The following is an 18,800-nucleotide window of genomic DNA, read 5'->3' as shown; positions in this document are numbered from 1 at the left end:
TTGGCAGGCCCGGTCGTCGCTAGAACCGTCTGCTCATCAAGCAATCACACCCGGCCCATGTCGTGGCTGGGGCCGGCATCGTCTGGCGCACATCCGCGCACAAAGGGAGCCCGTTTTTGCACCGGCGGGCACCGGCACCGATTACCGCTGACCACGAAGGGTCTCCCGGTGGCTCGTGCAGCCTGGCAAGCCACCGGGAGACCCTTCGCAGAGGGCGGAAGAAACGCAGATCAACAGAACGCGCGTGGTGCGGCTCGCAGAGAAGCTACCTTCAGGTCCCGCGGCCGGGGACGGCTGGGCGGGACGCGCACACGGATCAAGAAGGCGTTGCGCGCTGGGCGTCCCGCAGGGCATGCGGCGGAGTGCGGGACAGGGGCCACGCCGCCGAAGGCGGGCACGGCTCACGGGGAACGGGGGCGGTCAGGAGCCTTTGCGGCCGCTACGGCGCGGGCGCGAGGCGCCGCGCTTGGAGCTGCCGGATTCGACTGGCAGCGTGCCTTTGCAGTCCGGGTAGCGGCTGCACGACCAGAACGGGCCGCTCTTGCCGCTGCGCTGGCGCGTGGGTGCGCCGCACTGCGGGCATGCCGGCCCTTGGGGAACCTTGATGGACAGGGAGGCGCTGCCGTACTGCGCAATCAACTGCGAAATCCACGCGGCCTGCTTGCCGATGAACACGTCCAGGGTGAGCTGTCCGGCCTCGATCATGTCGAGCGCCTGTTCCCAGACGGCGGTGGTGCCAGGGTCGGCAATCGCCGCAGGCACGGCATCGATCAAAGTGAAAGCCGCATCCGAGGCGCGGATGGCGCGCCCCTTCTTCACGAGGTAGCCGCGAGCGATCAGGCCGCCGATGATGTTGGCCCGCGTCGCTTCGGTGCCGATGCCAACCGTATCCTTGAGCTTCTGCTTCAGGCGGGGATCGGACACCAGCTTGGCGACGCCTTTCATGGACTTGACCAACTCGCCTTGCGTGTACGGTTTGGGCGGCAGCGTCTTGAGTGCCTTGAGATCGACGTCGGCCACCTGGCATGCCAGGCCCTCATACAGTTTCGGCAGCGCGGGCAGCACCTGGGCGCGGACCGCAGTATCGCCCTCGCCATCACCGTCTTCGGCCTGCGGCTCGGCGAGCACCTGGCGCCAACCCGGGATGACAACCTGCTTGCCCGTGGCCGCCAGGTTCTGCCCCCCGCACGAAAACTTGGCCACAGTGCGGTCGAACTCGTGGTGAGGGAGGAACTGCGCCAGGTAATGCGACCGGATGAGCCTGTACACGGCCAGTTCCTTCTCGCTCATGGCGGAGAGCTTCGCCGGTTCGAGCGTCGGGATGATGCCGTGGTGCGCCGTGACCTTGCCATCGTTCCAGGCGCGCGAGCGCTGCGAGCGGTCGAGCTGGCCCATGATCGAGCGCAGCGAGGGATCGGTCTTGAGCAGGCTGTCGAGAACGGTGGGCACTTCGGCAAACATGCTCTCGGGCAGGTAGCCGGAGTCCGAGCGGGGGTACGTCGTGGCCTTGTGCGTCTCGTACAGGGCTTGGGCAATCTCCAAGGTTTCCTGCACGTCCAGCCCAAGCTGCTTGGAACACACTTCCTGCAAGGTGCCCAGGTCGAACGGCAGCGGCGGGCCTTCGCGGACACGCTCAGTCTCCACCGACACGACGTGGGCACTGCCCGCAGCGCGGATCTGCTGCATGGTCTGCTGTGCGACCGGCTGCCGCAGGCAGCGGCCTGCGTCGTCGGTGCACGCATCGGGTGGAACCCATTGCGCGGCGAAAGTCGAACCGCCTGCGAACAGGGACACGGCGATGGCCCAGTATGGTACGGACACGAAGCGCGCGATCTCGCGGTCGCGGTCCACAACGAGCTTGAGCGTCGGGGTCTGTACGCGGCCGACCGACAGCACGCCGTCGTAACCCGCCTGTCGCCCCAGCACCGTGAACAGCCGGCTCAGGTTCATGCCCACGAGCCAATCCGCACGGGAGCGCGCCAGCGCCGAGTGGTACATCGAAAGCGTCTCGGCCGAAGGCCGCAGCTTGCCCAGTGCCGCCCGAATGGACGCATCGTTGAGCGCCGACAGCCACAGGCGTTCGATGGGGCCGCGGTAGCCGCAAAGCTCCACGATCTCGCGGGCGATCAATTCGCCCTCGCGGTCGGCATCGGTGGCGATAACCAGGTGAGTCGCCTTCGCCAAGAGCGCCTTGACGACCTTGAATTGCGTGGCGGTCTTCGGTTTGACCTCGACCCGCCAGTGCTGGGGAATGATGGGCAACTGCTCAACGGACCATCGTTTGAGCTGCTCGTCGTAGGCCTCGGGCGGCGCCGCCTCCACGAGATGGCCGATGCACCAGGTGACCGTGACGCCGGAACCGTTGAGGCAGCCTTCACCGCGCTGCGTGGCGCCGAGAATCCGGCCAATGTCTTTGCCCTGGGAGGGCTTCTCGCACAAGAACAGCCGCATATCCGTCCATCCCGATTCCTGTTGTTCATGGAGTTGCTGGGATCGAGGATGCCGAGCGCAGCCCCTGGCAGCAGCAAACAAGCCGCATGCGGCAGCGACCGCTTTCACGCCGATGAAATGGCGAGTGCGGGGAAGGTGCGTGGCCGGAAGTGTGCGGGCCGAGAGCCGCGATTTCCGGGAGCGCGCGTGGAACTCGGTGGACGTTGGTGGAGCTATCCCCTGGGGATAATTCGCAGCGCATGGAGGGCGGCGAAGCACTGCGGCAGCCGCCCTCCATGCCCGATCACTTCCTGCGCTTGGTCTCTTTCGGCGCCGTCGATTCCTGGGTGGCCTGGGGCTTCGGCTCTGCCTCCTGTGGCTTCGGGCTGAGGGCCACAGACTCGATGCGGTACGGCAGGATGCCGACACTGCGCGCGTTGACCTGCCAAGTCTCACGCGGCTGATCTTCGTTGTCCGTCCAGGGGTCGCGCTCCATGCGGCCGACGACCAGCACCCGCATGCCCTTCTGGTAGAGCTGCTGCCAGCGGTCGGCGTCGTGGTGCCAGAGTTCCACCGGCGCCCAGAAGCCGCCGCGGTCCTCGAACTCGCCGCCCTTGGTGGGGACGGGGTTGTCGAAGTACACGTTCAGCCGGAGCAACCGGCGAGGATCGTCGTTGCCATTGGGGAATTCGCGGTACTCGGGAGGCGATCCGATGTTGCCCTCGCCGATGAATTGTGTGCTCATGTTGGAATCTCCGTGGTGGTTGAAATACCCGTGCCTCGTTGGGCTCGGGCGCGTGCTCGGATGGCAGGCGCAATCACCGATCGCGCACTGCGGCAGGAACGGACGCGAGCCGGCGCAGGTAGGTGTTGTCCGCCTGCGCGGCCTTGCTGGCGCATTCCTGTGCTTGCCTGCCCAGGGTGTGCAGCAGGCTGATCTGCATGTTCAGCATGACGCGCTGCAGTTCGATCTCGTGCAGGTCGTGCAGCAGGTTGACCGGCGTGCTGGGGCTCGCCATCAGCTCCTGCCACAACGCCACGCCCATGGCCGATCGATCGTGCTTGCGCCAGCGAAGAAAGGTCGTGCCTGCGCCAGTGGTCTGCTGGGCCAGCTCGACGGGAAGCAGGTGGAAGGGATGCCCGCACGCCTGTGGCAGCACCTGTCGCTGCGCCAGGGCAATCAACTCGTCGCGCATGGCGAAGCACTGGCTGGCCCAGGCCTCGAAGTCCCCTTTACCTTTAAAAGGCTTTAAAAGGCCTTTTAGAGAGGCCGCGTGTTCCAGCCGCATGAAGGCTGGCTGTTCCAGACGACGGAAGTAGCGCGGTTCGCGGTTCGGGTCGCTCATGCCGGTTCGTCCTCGCCGGCGGCTGTGGACTTGGCCTCGGCCGAATCGGCGGCAGCGCCTTCGTCGGTGGGAGATGCGGCTGCGGCAGCGCTATCACCACGCTGTTGCAGACCACGGCGCACGACGGGCGGCGCAAACTTCGAGCGGCGCATGCCTTCGAGCACGTCCTGCGGCAGTTCGCCGAACTTCTCCAATGCTGCCCGAGCTGCGGCGTTCTTGGCCGCGAAGTCGTCGCGGGTGCAGCCCGAGTAGCGGTATTGCTGGGCCAGGCTGAACAGGCTGCGCAGCGCGTGGGCACCTTCGTTGAGCCAGCGCTCCAACGTCGAGCGATCGATCAGCGCGGTGTGGTGGGCGAGGATCAGCTTGCGGGCGATGTCGTCGTAGTCGGCCAGCAGATAGACGGCGGCAAAGCCGAGCTGCGCGTTCACGAACAAGGGGAGCTTCACCGGCTGCACGTTGAGGTTCTCACCCAGGCTCAACGCCGCAGGCACGCCGGCCAGTGCCTGGTCAACCTGCTCGCGCAGCGATTGCAACGTGGTCCTGGTCTGGTCGAGCTTTTCCTCGATGCGCAACATCCACCAGTCGCTGTACGGGTCGTCCTGCTCCGAGCCGCGCTTCATCTTGTTCATCACGGCGATGTAGCCGTTCAGGCCGACGATGCCGGGTCGCCCCTCGGCGGCGGCGCGGCCATGCCAGATGCGCGAGGCGTGGTGGGTGTGAAGCGTCAGCGACATCGCGCTGCGCAAAGAGCCGAGATTGAGTTGCAGAGGTTCGTTGGTTGCCATGGCGTCCGCTCGCTTGGGAAAAGGAGCGGTCAGGATCGGCACGCAACGGAAGGCAGTCAGTCAACAAACCGAAATGAACCGGGACCCGGTTGTCGTGGCAGCGGTGGCCTGTGACACGAGCTATCCCCAGGGGATAGCTCCATCGAAAGCCATGGAGCGCTGCTCGCGCAAATGGTGCGTGCGCTCATGCAACCGACGCCATTACGGCCCCCCTGGACCGAAGTGCCATGCCGTGCCTGTCGGCGTTACAGCTTGTAGTACATCTATCCCCTGGGGATAGCTCTACTGACGGCCATCGACGTCTGCTTCACGCCCTTGTCGCTCGTCGCGCTCAGCTACTGCGCAGAAGGTCGCGCAGCCGGTCAATGTGCTGCCGGGCCACCTCGGGTGGAACCACATTGCGCGGTGGTTCAGGCGGTGCATCTCGTGCAGGGGCAGGTGGCGGTGCTGACCCGGCTTGCTTGGCCCAGGCGTTGAACTCGCCACGGATGGCGCGCTGGATGATGCCGAACAGGTAGCCTGCCGGGTTGCGGATGGTGCTGCCGCGACAGCGATCCGCCCATTCGTCCAGCACGGCCTGGCGTAGCGGAGCATCGACCTGCTGCAATGCCACGATGGCGGCGGCCTGCTGCTCTTCCTTCAAGCCGAGAAAGCGATCAGGCAGGCGAACTCCTGGCATCGCACGCGCCTGCCCACGCTCACGCGCGGTAGTACGTACTTCATTCATACGACTACTACGTACAGTACGGTCCTGCTTCGGATTCCGAAGAGCGCCGTCTGACGCGGGTTTCGGCCCTGCTTCGGAATCCGAAGAGGGGTCATCAGAATTCCGAAGAAGGCTCGGCGCCCCTTCTTCGGAATCGTGAACCCTATCCTTCTGTGGATAACTCTCCTGCGACCCAATGCCCTGGCTCGCGAGGCGTTCGGCAAGGACCTGCAGCCGCGAGGGCAACGTGCGGCCAGACAACAACGGGTCTTCGGCGATTTCCTTGAGGGTGTGCAAGCCCACGACCTGGACGGCCTTGGCCGAATGGCCCAGGGCTTGGCTGACGAGCTCCAAGTAGTCCGGGTCGAGCTGCATCGCCTCGAAAGGCGTCAGGGGCTCATCGTGCAGGACGTAGAGGTTGCCGAGGATGCGCCCGGTCTTGGGGTCACGCCTGCGGCGCACGAGACTCAACCAGCGAGTCAGGCGCAACAGCGTCAGCGCCCGTGCCACGGTCTCGTGAGAGGCCTGTCCGGCGCAGGGCATTGACGCGAGCCACGGGCGAAGTTGCTCATACGTCGGAAACGCCGTGACCCCATCCTCGTTGAGCATCATCCGAAAGACTTGCCAGGCATTGCGTTCCAGCGGCGTCAGGCGTCGGTCCAGGAACAGCCGTCGCGGCACGCTCTCGTGCCGATTGCCGCTGAACAGAAAACCGTCGCCGGTTGCGGAGACAGGAGATGTTGCGGATGCGGGAGCTGGCGCGGACGCGGGCGGGCGAGGTTTCGGTGCAAGGTCTTTCAGCGCGCTGTCGAACAGATCAGCGAGGGCGACCGGGCCTTGGCGTGGTGCTCGTGGTGCAGCGTCGTCCACGGCCATGACTCAACCCAATCCCTGATCGATCCAGTTCTTGATCGCAGCCCAGACCACCGACAGCGGCAGTTCCATGCCTTCGGCGAGGTCCATTGCCGCATCAAGAACCGAGGTCTCATCCTCCAGCTCGACATTCCTGCTGCTGGTCACGGCCTTCCAGCGTCGCCACAGCTCGGTGTCCTGCTCCTCGTCCAGAACCGGATGGCGCCCCTTGCGTTTGGGCAGGCCGAGAACTTCACGCCGTAGCGCGACTTCCTGGTGCGTCAGCCCATAAAAACGGCTCGCCATTTCCGTACTGGCCCCCAGGCGCAACATGCGATCGACGGTGGCGATCTCCTTCTCCACGTCCTGCGCCTGTTTGAGCAATCGCCGGAGCACTTCCCGGTTCACCGAGACAGAGCACCACGAGACGCTGGCATTGGCCAGTACGCTGATCAGCGCCGGATGCTTGAGCGCATCCAATTCTTCCTCACCGAATCCCATCGCCTTGCAGCGGCGCAGTTGCCCGTTGCGCAGATCGTAGAGCGCCTGCGCGATGACGGCCTGGTTGAGTGGGTTAGGTGCGGACATGCGGGCCTCCCTCGCTCAGGTCCCAGGACCGAGAGCGCCGGCTTCCAGATCCAGCAGGCGCCGGGCCAGCCGCAGCAGACGAAACAGCTTGACCAGCGCGGTGTCGCTCAATCGCCGGGCCCCGTCGGCATGACGTTGGCCTTGGCCGTGCAACAGCGCTGGCAGGTCGGTGACGAAGTGCCCGCCGTCCAAGCCCACGTCGGCCGACTGCTGACCGGCCAGGGAAACCAGCAGCGCGAGCACGGCACGTGCGAGCGGCGACGAAACCTGGGTCGGGGCACGACACGCGAACCCGATGCCATCTGAACGATCCTCGACACACGCGTCCAGGTCGACCTCGCCCGCGATCTCGCGCGCGAACTGCGCGATGTGGACGCGCAGGCGGCCGGGTGCGTCGAGACCTGGGTCGATATGCCAGATGTCCGAGATGGGATAGAGGCCACCGGCCTGCACGGGAATCGACTGCAGCACGTTGGCCGAGAAGTCGGGCGGAAGCGCATCGCCCAACTGGTCGGCGACCATGCGCTGGATGGACTGGAGCCGCTGCGTCGTGGGTGCCGGAGAGACGATGTGCTCGTCAAGTAGATCGCCAGCCGCTGCCGCAGGGGTGGCTGCGGATGCCTCACGCGGGGCCGCATCGTCCTGGGGCCTTGTCGGCGCGGCGGCAGAGTGGCCTGCAGAATGTGCTGCTGTGGCGGGGGACGGTGCCGGTTCAATCGGCGGCCGTGCGATGGCCCCAGGCTCAGGCAATGCCGGCGGCGCCGATGGCGGGGTTGGGTCGCTGACCAGGGCGCGGTGGCGGCTCTCGGATTCGGTCAGGTCCAGGGCAAGCACGTCGTAGTCGATGCCCAGCAGCTCGGACATCTGACCGATCAACTCGTCCTGCACACGCTGCGGCGAGAACTCGTCGGCCTGGGTATCGAACTGCGACAGCACTTCTTGGAAGAAACTGTCGAAGTCGAGCGGCAGGGAGCGGCCCTTGGCATAGTGCTCCCACGTGCGCTCACTGGCCTTGCGCATGACCGACAGCCGCTCGACCTGGTGGCGACCGAGGCCACCATACAGCACGGTCGGGATCGCAGGCAGCAGGTAGCGCACCGCATCGGCCATGCGGCTGATGTGTGACTGCTGCACGGGGAAGCCGTCGGCGCCCAAGCGACGGGCCAGCTCGGACTGGCTCAAGGTCGTGCTGCTTTCCGCTTCATAGAACTCGCGCGCCTTCTCGACGCCGAGGGCGCGCTCGATGAACGTCAAGCCGCCACGCAGTTCGTTCTCGGCGAGGTGCCCGGTCAGCGCGACGATCTCCCCGCGCGCAGGCCACGGCCGGAACAGGCACGATATGCGGAAGAAGCGCTCGTCCTTCGTTTCTGTCCAGAGTTCGCGCAGGATCGCCAGCCTGGTGTTGCCGCCGTTGCGGATGATGTAGTGCGCCTCGCCAGGACGGCGTGTGATGGCTGGCGCCGCATCCAGGCCGCGCTCGCGGATGGAGGCCTTGATTTCATCGTAGGCCGAGTTGCGCTTTTTGCGGGGATCGTGGTCGTAGGGCCGCAACTGGTCCAGCGTCACGACCATCGGCGTGTCGGCGATGGGGTCACTCAAAGCCGTGGCCGATGGCCCACTGCGCTCGAACCCGGCGGCAAGCAGCTTGCCGGCCATGTCCTGGGAGGTCATCTCAGCCATGGCCGCATCCCTCGGCGTTGGCGGGCCGGGCCATGCGGGCCTCGCGCTCGGCTCGGCGGATCTGCGCACGGGCATTGAGGTCTGCCCGGTAATCGCTCGCTGTCGAGCTGGTGTAGATGGCGGCGCAGCCGGTCTTGGTGAATTTGAGGTGTCCACCCCGAGTACGTTTGACGTGCCAGCCTTCGCTCACCGCAAACTCGATCAGGGCGCGCAGTCGCTTGTGGCCACGGGACAGTTCATGTGCGCTCGCCACGGGACCTCCCGGTTTCAATAGAACGTGGAGGACGGCCGGACACGCGGGCGAATCTGTCTTGCCACTGCGGGAACAGTTCGCCGGCGAGCGTGCGCATGGTGTCGAGCGCAGCGGGCGCAACTCTGCCTGGTGGCTGTCGATACTCGACGCGATGCACCGGCATGCCGCGGGTTGCAGCGCGCGGATAGGCTTCGATGGCCGGCACGTCGGTGCCCAGCACGCGGATGCCCGTGTGATCCTGAAATAGGTCGTGCAGCGCCTGCTGGATCATGCGTGCGTTGGCGGACACGGGGTGGACACGATTGATGAGTAGGTGCAGCGGTGGCGGTTCGATGCCAAGGTGCCGATACGGCGCGATGTCCTCCAGCAACTGCATGGTGCCGCGCCGCAGTTCGCGGGCCGCAAGGATTTCCGGGGTCACGGGTGACAGCGCCAGGCCGGAGGCGAGCACCGCCATCTCCAACAGCACCGAGCGCGCGCCTTGGGTGTCGATTAGCACCAGGTCATAGAGCGGCGCCAGCGCCGGCAGCAGGTGGCGCAACCGCAGGCGCCCGTCTGGCGCGTGCAGCAGCAAGGTGTTCAGTTCACCCCGGTGGTCGTTCGAGAGCACCAGGTCCAGGCCCGCGATGATGGTGCGGGACACGAGCTGGTCGAGACCGCGCTCGTTGAACGCCAGCAGCTCATAGATGCCGCCGGGCGCGCGGTGAGCCAGATCGTAGTAGGAGGACAAGGTGGGCTGCACGTCGAGATCGAGCAGCAGCACGCGCAGCCCCGCGTCCGCGGCGAGCCCGCCGAGGTTGGCGGCCGTGGTCGTCTTGCCGACGCCACCTTTCGTTGAAATGATGGATACGACCTGCATGGCGCTCTCCGTTTGGCGATGGGAAGTCCGAGGGGGAGCGAGTCAGGTGCGGTTGTTAAGGCGTTCGGCGATCCACTGATCGATCTCGACCGAATCCCAGCCCACCGCGCGCACGCCAAGGCGCAACGCCTGTGGAAACTGGCGCTTCTTCATCAGGTTGTAGATGTGGGCGCGTTTGAAGCCGGACTTCGCTTCAACTTCATCGAGCCGCAGGATGCGGCGCTCGTGCGGTGGCAGTACAGGTACTTGCGACATGGCGGTCACTCCTGAACGCTCAGTGGCGTTTGTTGGCGTGACCTCTATTCAATAGACATGGCTGCAAAAAGACATTGCAAATGCAATCTCCGAGACTGCACATACAAGATGGAAGAATTCACGCGGCTGCGCTACGCACATTCTTCCTGGCGTTGGCGAACTTGCCGTTCAAGGTTCGCTCCGTGATGCCCATGGTGCCGCCATAGTGGGCGAGCAATGCGGTGACGATTGCCTCCTGCGTCTTGAAGCTGGAGTACGGCACACCCGATGGGGATTGACCCAGCATCAGCGTCAGCATGCCACCGATGATGTTCAGGTACGTGGTCTCCGCTCGATCACTGATCGCGCACTGCTTGGATGCCAACAGCACCGCGGACTGCTTGAGCAAGGCTTCGTGTTGCGCTTGAAGTTTGCGCATCTCACGCCGGCTATGGTCCAGCGCGGCCTGCAGAGCCTGCCGTTCCAGCAGGATTGCCTGTCCTGTTTCCAGGGTGATGGAGGGATGCGCCATGCGCTCGCTGCGGCTGAACAGGAATCCGGGTCGATGCTCAGGATAGTGAGTGCGCATCCAGCGTTTCAGATCGACGTGGCGGATGGTCAGATCGGGTGAACTCACCAACTCTGGGTCATTGAGCGTGATCCCGTTCTTGCCAAAGGGCAGTTCCGAGTTGAGGATGCCGTCGTAGATGCGTTCCGAGTACAGCCGACACTCGTTCCATCGCGGGCAGTCCAATGTCTGCGGCAGGCACCGCGGTGATGCGATCGAGGCGAGGATCGACGCCTTGTACCGCAACAACCCAGCCCACCGTATGGCAGCTTCGATGGGACGATAGAACACCTTTGATAATGGTGGCTCCTTGTGCATGTTTTCGTCTCCTTTCGGAAGCGCTACATCACCGGCTCCTTTCTCGCCCTGCCAAGGGCTGTTGTGTCGTTATGCCTGTGGCGGATGCCAGGGACGAATGCCCCGGAACGTGGGCGGACGAGATCATGGCATCCGCCACAGGTGGCCCTCTCTTGCTCAATGTGCAAGAATCGACCAGTTGCCGGCCCGTCGAGTAACAAGGAAGAAGCACGCTCGACAATGGCGCTCACGGTGCCAGCGTCATGGGGTGCGTCAGGCGTATCAAGACCGATTCGCTATGGTCTGATATCCCTACGGTTTCACAAGTCGCGCTGGGGCGCAGTCGTTGCTCAACGTCCAGAGGGACGCAGAGAAAACCGCGCGTGTGATGCTTGTTCTGGCATCCTGATATATCGACATAGCATCCAGCGATCCTGGGCTGTGGCCAGTTTGAGGCTGTTGCGCGCCGCTCCCACACGGTCGCCAGCTGACCAGGTGATGTGAACATGCGCCCCATCTTTCCTTGCTCGCCGCTTGGCCTTCATCACGAACAGCCTTGGGCTGTGGTGCGCACGGCATCAAACCAAGCGCGGTCTCAACGTTCGATGCTGATGCCATTCCTGACGCAAGGAGACCTGAGTGTCGAGCGGCGTTGCAGGGGCGGGCCTCTGGTAGCCGTGTATTCTGCGTCGGTTGTCAGGGGATGAAATGGCAGTCCTTGGACGCTGATGGAAGTTGTTGGATGAGTTTTGTTGCCGAGGGCGAAGAACAAGGCTATAATTCAGGCCTTCGCTGCTCACGGCGGCGAAGAATGTGATTGGGAAACAAGGATTTAGCGCCCTAGTGCCTGTCTCGTTTCCCGCTCCAATCCCGAAGGGAAGCCTTGCTTCCCTTTTTCTTTATCGGCACGGCAAGCACGCGGTTCTTCACGAATTGCTACAATGCGGTGTTGAGCCCTTGGCGGGGTAGCAAAGTGGTTATGCAGCGGCCTGCAAAGCCGTGTACGCCGGTTCGATTCCGGCCTCCGCCTCCAGAATGCAAAAAAGCCCCGACTGGTTCGGGGCTTTTTCTTTGGCATCGCGCCTAGCTGCGCGCTTTGATCGCCACCTTTCTCACCTCAGTTTCTGCGGCCCGTATCGCACGGCCGTCACGGGCCACGGGCTGCATCGGCGCGAGCGGTTGTTCTGTTTGCTTGTCGATCAGTACGGAGTGCTTCTCGCCCCGCGCAAACAGATGCGCTTCCCCCCATTGCCGCAGACCCACGACCAAAGGGAAGAGCGCCTCGCCCCTGGGGGTCAGCACGTACTCCTGATACGCCGTGCCATCGGAAGCCGGGGCTACCGCAAAGATGTCGTGCTCAACCAGTAGCCGCAGGCGGTCGGCCAGGATGTTGCGGGCCGCGCCGGTGCTCTTCTGGAATTCACTGAAGCGGCGCAGGCCGTCGAAGGCGTCGCGCACGATCAGCAGCATCCAGCGGTCACCGATCACATCGAGCGCGCGCGCGACGGGGCAGGTGGAGTCATCGAAGCGTTTGCGTTGAACCATGGTCCATTGGCCGCGAATGGCCGTGTCGATCAAGTGGTTGCATGATAAAACAAGTCTGCCTAGACTCATCTGGTTTTAAATTGAAACAAGATGGGGTCGTGTATGTCTGTCGATTCTCTTGATACTGATTTGCCTGGGGAGGGCGCTGTGCCTGCAGGCGCTTTGTCGCGGGCCTGGGTTGCCATGCTGGCGACGTGTGCGGCGGTCAGCGTGGCCAACGTCTATTTTGCGCAGCCGCTGCTCGATGCGCTGGCCCGCGACTTTGCGCTCAGCGATGCCTGGGCCGGCGGCATCATCGGCGCAACGCAGGCGGGATGCGCGCTGGCGTTGGCGCTGGTTGTACCGCTGGGCGACCGTTGGCCACGCAAGCCGCTGCTATTGGCTCAACTTGTATTGCTGGCCTCGGCGCTGCTGGGTGTAAGCCTCGCGCAAACACGTTGGCCGCTGTTGCTGGGCATGCTAAGCGTTGGCCTGCTGGGAACGGCGATGACGCAAGGTTTGATCGCCTGCGCCGCAGCGTTGGCGCCGGCGGCCGAGCGCGGCCGTGTGCTCGGCGTGGTGCAGGGTGGTGTGGTGATCGGCCTGCTCCTTGCGCGGGCGGCGGCGGGCGTCATTGCAGACGCCTGGGGCTGGCGCGCGGTGTATGCCGTGTCGGCGGGAATCTCGGTGACGATGCTGGCTGCGCTGTGGCGCTGGTTGCCAGCACCGGCGATGGCAGCCGCCCCCATGCGCTACGGCGCGCTGCTCCGCTCAATGTGGCAACTGCTCCTGACCGAACGCGTGCTGCAGGTGCGTGGGCTGATCGGTTTGTTGATGTTTGCCGCATTCAGCGTGTTCTGGAGCACGCTGGCATTGGCGTTGAGCGCGCCGCCGTATGCGTTTTCGACGGCGGGTATTGGCATGTTCGGGCTGGTGGGGGCGGTTGGTGCGATGGCGGCGGCACGTGCGGGGCGTTTGGCAGACCGGGGTTGGGCGCAACCGGCCACCGCCGTCGCGCTGGGGCTGCTGCTGATTGCGTGGGTGCCGTTGGGATTGGGTTTGCAGCATCTGGCCTGGCTTATCGTTGGTGTCATCCTGCTTGATCTGGGTGGACAGGCAGTTCACGTGCTCAACCAGAGCCTGATCTTTCGTTTGCACCCGGAGGCGCACAGCCGGCTGGTCGGCGCCTACATGCTGTTCTACGCGGCCGGCAGCGGGTTGGGGGCGATCGCCTCGACGGCGATGTATGCGTGGGCGGGGTGGCCAGGCGTGTGCTTTTTGGGCGCGGGCATCAGTGTGGCGGCGCTGGGGTTCTGGGCAGCAACCGCGGCGTGGATGCGCCGGTTGGAGGTGAGGGCGCGCTAGTGATTCCCCTCTTTCGTGGGGCATGCTGGGCCGATGTATTCCCAGCAGCCCTGTCATTCGATAAGCCGAGTCCTATACTTTTCGAAGGGATCTGCCTTGTTCTAACGTGGTAAAAAATGATAGAACACGACAGAACCTTGGCTCTGCGCCTAGGTTTTCACAATTGTTTGCAATATGACAGGGTTGGCCTTTTAGGATGACCTGGGCTCAAGTCGACATGTCAGGCATGTTGGTGGCCTGGGTAAGGTCTTGCGCGGGAGTCGGTGCCGCGCCGGAGGTGGCCAGCAGATCCAACCATGATGCGCTGGTCCGGGACCCCGATCACAACGACAAAGGGAGCGAGCCGGCGTCCCATGTAGCGGCGGCGGGAGCCGGTTAAGCAGCCGGACCCGGAGCGGGGAAAGGGCAGTCCAGATGGCGATACGAATTGCCTCGGTAGAAGACAACCAGGCGCAATCGGAGTTGATTCGAGAGATCCTGGTTTCGTCCGGATACGAATGCGAGTCTTTCAGTAGCGGGGACGCCTTCGTCAAGGCGCTGCGGGATCGAACCTTCGATCTGCTGTTGCTTGACTGGCAGTTGCCGGACATCAGCGGCATCCAACTCGTGAGCTGGGTGCGGCAGACGGTCGGCCCGGCGCTGCCGGTGCTGTTCCTGACCAACCGCTCACTCGAAGATGACGTGGTGCGCGGGCTGGCTGCCGGCGCGGATGACTACGTCATCAAGCCAGTGCGCCGCGCCGAGCTGGTGGCACGCGTGGGCGCTTTGCTGCGCCGCGCCGCGCCGCGCACCAGCGAATCGCTTGAGCGTATTCGCGTGGGTCCGTATGCAGTGGACCCGATCGGACGTGTGCTGACGCTGAACGGCTCGCAGGTCGAGTTGTCGCCGCGGGAGTTCGACCTGGGGCTGTACTTGTTCCGCAATGTCGGCAAGTTGGTGCCGCGCGAGCTGATCGAGCAAGCCGTCTGGGGGCGCAGCATCGGCCCGGATTCGCGTACGCTCGCCACACATATCTCCAAGCTGCGGCTCAAGCTGGATCTCAATCAGAAGAATGGCGTGCGGCTGGTCTCGGTGTACTCGCATGGCTATCGACTCGAAACCACACAAGAAGATGGCGAAGCAGGTTGAAGCGTTTCGACGCGAAGGATTCAGGCGCGCCGCGGTTGTCGGCGCGTTTGTTGTTTTTGGGGGCGCTTGGCAGGCAGCGGTTGCTCAACCTTCCGGTGCAGACGGCAGCGATTTTCTCTATCGCGTGCAGCCGGGCGACACGCTGATCACCTTGGCAGACCGCTACATGGATAGCGTCGAGGGTTGGCGCCTGCTGCAGCAGCGCAACCACGTTGCCGATCCATATCGCTTGCAGCCGGGCTCGGTGCTGCGGATTCCCTTCGATCGCATTCCGGTGGTGCCGGCCACGGCGCAGGTCGTGTTTGCGCGCGACGCCACGACCGCCGACCGCAAGCCGTTGCAGGCCGGCATGAAGCTCGCAGAGGACGCGCAGATCGAAACCGGCGACAAGGGCGCCGTCACGCTCGCATTTGATGACGGCACACGCGTGACCGTGCCGCCGGGCAGCCGCGTGGCGCTGTCGCGTGTGCGCGCGTTTGCACGTGCTGGGCTGATCGACGTGCGTGTGCACGTGAAGCAGGGCGAGGCCGAATCGAACGTTTCGCCCAAGAAAACGGGCGTCGGCCGCTATGAGATTTCCACGCCTTCGCTTGTGACGGGCGTGCGCGGCACGCGCTTCCGCGTGCAGGCGAGCGAGTCCGTGTCGACCAGTTCCGTGCTCGAAGGGGAGGTGGCCACCAAGGCTGGCCGCCGAACGCAGGGGGTCAAGGCCGGGTTTGGTGTGCAGGTTTCGGGCGGACACCTCAAGCGCGCGGCGCTACCGGCGGCGCCAAAACTCGACGCCATTCCGGATCTGGTGCAGCGGCCGTGCTTCCGGGCGACGTGGCAGCCGGTGAAAGGGGCGGTTGCCTACCGTGCAGCCGTTGCGCGTGACGCCGCCCTGACCGAACTGAGCGCCTATCAGCACAGCAAGACGCCGGGTGCCACCCTGTGCGGTGACGAAGACGGCGACTACACGCTGGTCGTGCAGAGCATTGACGCGCTCGGCCTGACCAGCCCGTCGGCCACGCGGCCTTTTACGGTGCGCCTGCACCCGGAGGCGCCGTACACGATTCAGCCGGCGAGTGGCAAAACCTACCGCAGCGGTGAACTGGCGTTCTCGTGGGCGGCGGTGTCGGACGCGCGCAGTTATGACATGGAAGTGGCCGACGCAGAGACCTTTGCATCGCCCGCAATCCAGGAGCACGGGCAGGACGTGCGTGTGAGCAAGACGTTGAGCGCGGGCACCTGGTGGTGGCGTGTGCGCTCGGTGGCCGAGGGCGGCAAGACCGGCCCTTGGAGCGACGCATTGCGCTTCCAGACGCTTGATATTCCACCGGGCGCTGTGCCGCCTGCCTCCGTCGATGCGGGTGACGACGGCATGCTGCACGCCCACTGGCCTGCGCTGACGCCTGAACTGGCGGCAGCGGGCGCACGCACGCGTGTGCAACTCGCCAGCGAGCCCACCTTCGCCAAGCCGGTTGCCGACATCGTGAGCGACGGCAGCGAAGCCGCCATTCCGCAGCCGCCGGCCGGTACGTATTACATCCGTACGGGCGTTGACCTGGGCGATCCGGCATCGGTCGTGTACGCCAAGCCGCAGCGCATCGACGTCGGCGCGTTCGTTGGTGATTCATCGCGCAGCCCGGTGCAGAGCGGCGGCGGCAACCTCCTGCTCAATGACTGGTCCGGTCGCACCAACCCTCGCTGACCCGATGCGTGCGGCTCCGCGCGGCAGGCTGCGCTCTCTGGTGGAGTGGGGCGTGCTGGTGCTGCTGGCTGCCCTGCTGACGATCGGTGCCGTGCACTGGAGTGTGGTCGAGCGGTTGGATTCGGCGCTGTACGACACCGTGATCACGCTGCACGGGCATCCGGCGCGCGACGATATCGTCATCGTCGCCATCGACGATCAGAGCCTGGATGCAATGGGCCGCTGGCCTTGGCCGCGCCGCCGCCTGGCCGATCTGCTGGCGCGTGTGGGGGCGGCGCACCCGCGGGGAATCGGCGTCGATATTCTGTTTATCGAGCCAGACCTCGCACACCCCGAAGACGATCACGCCCTGGCTGCAGCCGTCGCTCAGGCTGGGCACGTTATTCTGCCCGCGCTGCCGGAGCGCACGGAGCAGGGGCGCGTGTATCACTACCCGTTCCTCGGCATCGAGGCCACCGTCGCACACATCAATGCTGCCGCCGACGCGGACAGCGTGGTGCGCGGCGTGTATCTGGCTGAAGGCCCACGTGGGCATGTGCTTGACCACCTGGCGGTTCAACTTGCGCGGCTGGCGGCACAGGCACCCGCGTCGACGCCAGCCACGCTCGATCTGGAAACCGACGCCGGCGGGTGGACCCGGCAGGCGCATATCCGCTTGAGCTTTGCCGGGCCGGCTGGCACGTTCCGGCATGTGCCCGCGCTGGATGTGCTCAATGGCCGCGTGCCGCCGGAAGTGTTCGCGGGCAAGCTGGTGCTGATTGGCGCCACGGCTTCGGGCGTGTCGGATATTTTCGCCACGCCCACTTCGCGCACGATGAGCGGCGTGGAGGTGCTGGCCAACGCCACGCAAACGGTGCTCGACGGCAGCGCCATCCTGCCGGTGCCGACCGGTGTGTTCTGGGTGACGACGTTGCTGCCGCTGTTGATGACCGCGTGCGCGGTGCGCTGGCTCACGCCACGCATGGCGCTGGCGGTGGCGCTGGCGAGTGCGGCAGCGCTGCTGCTGGGCGTAGTCGGCGCGCTGGTGCTGGGTAACCGCTGGCTGCCGCCGTTTGCCGCGCTGGTCGGGCCGCTGGTGCTGTATCCGCTGTGGAGCTGGCGCCAGCAGGAGGCTGCCTTGCGTTTCCTGCGTGACGAGCTCTATCGCCTCGCGCGCGAGCCCGGTGTCCTCACCGATACGGCGCCGCTGGCCCGCACGGGCCGGACGCTCGGCGCACACATGGATGCGGTGGCCTCGCTCATCGACAAGCTGCGCGGGCTGCGCCGCTTCCTGGCTGATGCGCTGGAAAGCTTGCCCGATGCCACGGTCATCTGCGCCCCCGACGGCACGATCCGCCTGGCCAACGGCCGCAGCGCAGAGCTTGCCGGCCAGCCGAGCACGCCGGGCCAGAACCGCGCCGCTGCGCTGCGTGACCTGTCGAGCCTGCTGGCGCGCGCATTTTCCGACCCGAACGCGGGTGAGCGTTACTGGGCGGACTGGTTGGCTGGACCCGACGCCAAGCTGGAGCCGGTCGAGCTGCATACACACGACGGCCGCTCGATGCTCATGCACGCCGCCGCCTTGCGTGACGATGCTGGCCGCCCCATCGACATCATCGTCAGCTTTGCCGACATCACCCCCGTGCGCCGGGCCGAGCGCCATCGTGAAGAAGCGCTGCGCTTCATCTCGCACGACATGCGTTCGCCGCAGAGCGCGATTCTTGCACTCATCGAGCTGCAGCGCGATGCTTCGCGGGCGCTGGATCGCGAAGTGCTGCTCTCGCGCATCGAGCAGCTTTCGTCGCGCACGCTGGAGCTGGCCGACGCCTTCATCGACCTGGCGCGCGCCGAATCCCAGGCGCTCAAGCTGGTGGACGTGGATCTGGTGGGCCTGGTGCTCGATGCCGCCGACGAGGTCTGGGCCTTGGCGAATCGTCATCAGGTGGAGGTGCGTGTGAACGCCGACATCGAAGCGCCCGTGCGCGGCGAGCCGCGTCTACTGGTGCGTGCTCTGGTCAACCTGCTCAACAACGCCATCAAGTTCAGCACGCCGGGCTCGGTGGTGACGGTATCCGTAGGGACCGACGACGGGATGTTCACGGTGGCCGTGGCCGATCAGGGCGTGGGCATTGCGCTGGCGGATCAGCCAAGGCTGTTCCAGCCATTCCATCGCTTGCACGAGACGGAGGCCAACGCACCATCGGGCAGCGGCCTTGGCCTCGTCTTCGTGAAGACCGCCATTGAGCGCCATGGCGGCCGTATCGCCGTGCAGAGTGCACCGGGGCTGGGCTCCACCTTCACGGTCTGGCTGCCGCGCGGGCCGATTCACCAAGACGCCTGATCGCACAGGCGTCTGCGACATATGGGCAACCGCACACACGGTGCGGCTTCTGCCACTTTCCTTTTTCAATCATTTGCAATCCGCTTGTCTGGCGGCCCTACAGTTCAATGGCCGACGGGCACAACGTACCCGGGTGATGCACCCGGTCGAGAGACGGCGGCACCTGGGCGAGAAC

Annotated in this window: 16 protein-coding genes and 1 tRNA gene; 5 read left to right on the top strand and 12 right to left on the bottom strand. The window is 65.1% G+C overall.

The genetic code is table 11. The features are described 5' to 3' along the window. Window positions 1–420: 420 nt before the first annotated feature. The 11 genes from C404_RS44585 to C404_RS44545 all read right to left on the bottom strand — a co-directional run bounded on the left by C404_RS44585 (window position 421) and on the right by C404_RS44545 (window position 10,619). The gene (locus C404_RS44585; RefSeq protein ID WP_003116834.1) at window positions 421–2,451 is read right to left on the bottom strand and encodes a DNA topoisomerase III; all 2,031 of its coding nucleotides are present in this window, start codon (window positions 2,449–2,451) and stop codon (window positions 421–423) included. A 283-nt stretch (window positions 2,452–2,734) separates the two neighbouring features. Continuing rightward, window positions 2,735–3,175, bottom strand: a complete 441-nt coding sequence (locus tag C404_RS44580; RefSeq protein ID WP_003098976.1) for a single-stranded DNA-binding protein — start codon at window positions 3,173–3,175, stop codon at window positions 2,735–2,737. Window positions 3,176–3,248: 73 nt separating this feature from the next. Continuing rightward, entirely contained in the window at window positions 3,249–3,776 is a 528-nt protein-coding gene (locus tag C404_RS0130025) for a DUF3158 family protein (protein ID WP_003098978.1), read from the bottom strand. After that, window positions 3,773–4,561: a PFL_4669 family integrating conjugative element protein gene (locus C404_RS44575; RefSeq protein WP_012112316.1), complete on the bottom strand. Its 789-nt coding sequence runs from the start codon at window positions 4,559–4,561 to the stop codon at window positions 3,773–3,775. Before C404_RS44575 ends, C404_RS0130025 begins: the two co-directional genes overlap by 4 nt. A gap of 331 nt (window positions 4,562–4,892) precedes the next feature. Further along, entirely contained in the window at window positions 4,893–6,143 is a 1,251-nt protein-coding gene (locus C404_RS0130020) for an STY4528 family pathogenicity island replication protein (RefSeq protein WP_012112315.1), read from the bottom strand. 3 nt (window positions 6,144–6,146) lie between these two features. Further along, the gene (locus C404_RS44570) at window positions 6,147–6,707 is read right to left on the bottom strand and encodes a DUF2857 domain-containing protein (RefSeq protein ID WP_012112314.1); all 561 of its coding nucleotides are present in this window, start codon (window positions 6,705–6,707) and stop codon (window positions 6,147–6,149) included. Window positions 6,708–6,722: 15 nt separating this feature from the next. Then, a complete protein-coding gene (locus C404_RS44565; RefSeq protein WP_012112313.1) occupies window positions 6,723–8,387 on the bottom strand; it encodes a ParB family protein in 1,665 nt (554 codons plus the stop codon). Then, window positions 8,380–8,640, bottom strand: coding sequence for a hypothetical protein (locus C404_RS44560; RefSeq protein WP_012112312.1), 261 nt, complete (start codon window positions 8,638–8,640; stop codon window positions 8,380–8,382). The genes C404_RS44565 and C404_RS44560 overlap by 8 nt, the downstream gene beginning before the upstream one ends. Beyond that, window positions 8,624–9,499: a ParA family protein gene (locus C404_RS44555; RefSeq protein ID WP_012112311.1), complete on the bottom strand. Its 876-nt coding sequence runs from the start codon at window positions 9,497–9,499 to the stop codon at window positions 8,624–8,626. The genes C404_RS44560 and C404_RS44555 overlap by 17 nt, the downstream gene beginning before the upstream one ends. A 42-nt stretch (window positions 9,500–9,541) precedes the next feature. Beyond that, on the bottom strand, window positions 9,542–9,754 hold the full coding sequence (locus C404_RS44550; protein WP_012112310.1) for an AlpA family transcriptional regulator: 213 nt from the start codon (window positions 9,752–9,754) through the stop codon (window positions 9,542–9,544). A 118-nt stretch (window positions 9,755–9,872) separates the two neighbouring features. After that, window positions 9,873–10,619 carry a hypothetical protein gene (locus tag C404_RS44545; RefSeq protein WP_012112309.1) on the bottom strand — a complete coding sequence of 249 codons (747 nt, stop codon included), beginning with the start codon at window positions 10,617–10,619 and terminating at the stop codon, window positions 9,873–9,875. Between the two features lie 938 nt (window positions 10,620–11,557). On the opposite strand from C404_RS44545, the gene C404_RS44540 reads away from it, so the two are divergent. Further along, a tRNA-Cys gene (locus C404_RS44540) sits at window positions 11,558–11,631 on the top strand. Between the two features lie 50 nt (window positions 11,632–11,681). On the opposite strand, the gene C404_RS44535 is transcribed toward C404_RS44540, so the two are convergent. Next, window positions 11,682–12,143, bottom strand: coding sequence for a winged helix-turn-helix transcriptional regulator (locus tag C404_RS44535; protein ID WP_031329476.1), 462 nt, complete (start codon window positions 12,141–12,143; stop codon window positions 11,682–11,684). A gap of 102 nt (window positions 12,144–12,245) precedes the next feature. Between C404_RS44535 and C404_RS44530 the strand changes: the two genes are divergently transcribed. The 4 genes from C404_RS44530 (at window position 12,246) to C404_RS44515 (ending at window position 18,625) form a co-directional block, all read left to right on the top strand. After that, complete coding sequence (locus C404_RS44530) at window positions 12,246–13,487, top strand: MFS transporter (protein WP_232317469.1); 1,242 nt, start codon at window positions 12,246–12,248, stop codon at window positions 13,485–13,487. Window positions 13,488–13,901: 414 nt separating this feature from the next. After that, window positions 13,902–14,615, top strand: coding sequence for a response regulator transcription factor (locus C404_RS44525; RefSeq protein WP_021195289.1), 714 nt, complete (start codon window positions 13,902–13,904; stop codon window positions 14,613–14,615). Beyond that, entirely contained in the window at window positions 14,599–16,305 is a 1,707-nt protein-coding gene (locus C404_RS44520; protein WP_021195288.1) for a FecR domain-containing protein, read from the top strand. The genes C404_RS44525 and C404_RS44520 overlap by 17 nt, the downstream gene beginning before the upstream one ends. Beyond that, window positions 16,274–18,625, top strand: a complete 2,352-nt coding sequence (locus C404_RS44515; RefSeq protein ID WP_031329473.1) for a CHASE2 domain-containing protein — start codon at window positions 16,274–16,276, stop codon at window positions 18,623–18,625. The genes C404_RS44520 and C404_RS44515 overlap by 32 nt, the downstream gene beginning before the upstream one ends. Window positions 18,626–18,800 lie beyond the last annotated feature (175 nt).

The sequence above is a fragment of the Ralstonia sp. AU12-08 genome (assembly GCF_000442475.1).
Classification (GTDB): domain Bacteria; phylum Pseudomonadota; class Gammaproteobacteria; order Burkholderiales; family Burkholderiaceae; genus Ralstonia; species Ralstonia insidiosa.
This window is presented reverse-complemented; position numbering and strand designations above follow the sequence as displayed.

What these genes read in the sequence shown, in the direction of transcription:
- C404_RS44585 (WP_003116834.1), bottom strand. Translation starts at nt 2,451, where the DNA reads ATGCGGCTGTTCTTGTGCGAGAAGCCCTCCCAGGGCAAAGACATTGGC.
- C404_RS44580 (WP_003098976.1), bottom strand. Translation starts at nt 3,175, where the DNA reads ATGAGCACACAATTCATCGGCGAGGGCAACATCGGATCGCCTCCCGAG.
- C404_RS0130025 (WP_003098978.1), bottom strand. Translation starts at nt 3,776, where the DNA reads ATGAGCGACCCGAACCGCGAACCGCGCTACTTCCGTCGTCTGGAACAG.
- C404_RS44575 (WP_012112316.1), bottom strand. Translation starts at nt 4,561, where the DNA reads ATGGCAACCAACGAACCTCTGCAACTCAATCTCGGCTCTTTGCGCAGC.
- C404_RS0130020 (WP_012112315.1), bottom strand. Translation starts at nt 6,143, where the DNA reads ATGGCCGTGGACGACGCTGCACCACGAGCACCACGCCAAGGCCCGGTC.
- C404_RS44570 (WP_012112314.1), bottom strand. Translation starts at nt 6,707, where the DNA reads ATGTCCGCACCTAACCCACTCAACCAGGCCGTCATCGCGCAGGCGCTC.
- C404_RS44565 (WP_012112313.1), bottom strand. Translation starts at nt 8,387, where the DNA reads ATGGCTGAGATGACCTCCCAGGACATGGCCGGCAAGCTGCTTGCCGCC.
- C404_RS44555 (WP_012112311.1), bottom strand. Translation starts at nt 9,499, where the DNA reads ATGCAGGTCGTATCCATCATTTCAACGAAAGGTGGCGTCGGCAAGACG.
- C404_RS44550 (WP_012112310.1), bottom strand. Translation starts at nt 9,754, where the DNA reads ATGTCGCAAGTACCTGTACTGCCACCGCACGAGCGCCGCATCCTGCGG.
- C404_RS44545 (WP_012112309.1), bottom strand. Translation starts at nt 10,619, where the DNA reads ATGCACAAGGAGCCACCATTATCAAAGGTGTTCTATCGTCCCATCGAA.
- C404_RS44535 (WP_031329476.1), bottom strand. Translation starts at nt 12,143, where the DNA reads ATGGTTCAACGCAAACGCTTCGATGACTCCACCTGCCCCGTCGCGCGC.
- C404_RS44530 (WP_232317469.1), top strand. Translation starts at nt 12,246, where the DNA reads ATGTCTGTCGATTCTCTTGATACTGATTTGCCTGGGGAGGGCGCTGTG.
- C404_RS44525 (WP_021195289.1), top strand. Translation starts at nt 13,902, where the DNA reads ATGGCGATACGAATTGCCTCGGTAGAAGACAACCAGGCGCAATCGGAG.
- C404_RS44520 (WP_021195288.1), top strand. Translation starts at nt 14,599, where the DNA reads ATGGCGAAGCAGGTTGAAGCGTTTCGACGCGAAGGATTCAGGCGCGCC.
- C404_RS44515 (WP_031329473.1), top strand. Translation starts at nt 16,274, where the DNA reads ATGACTGGTCCGGTCGCACCAACCCTCGCTGACCCGATGCGTGCGGCT.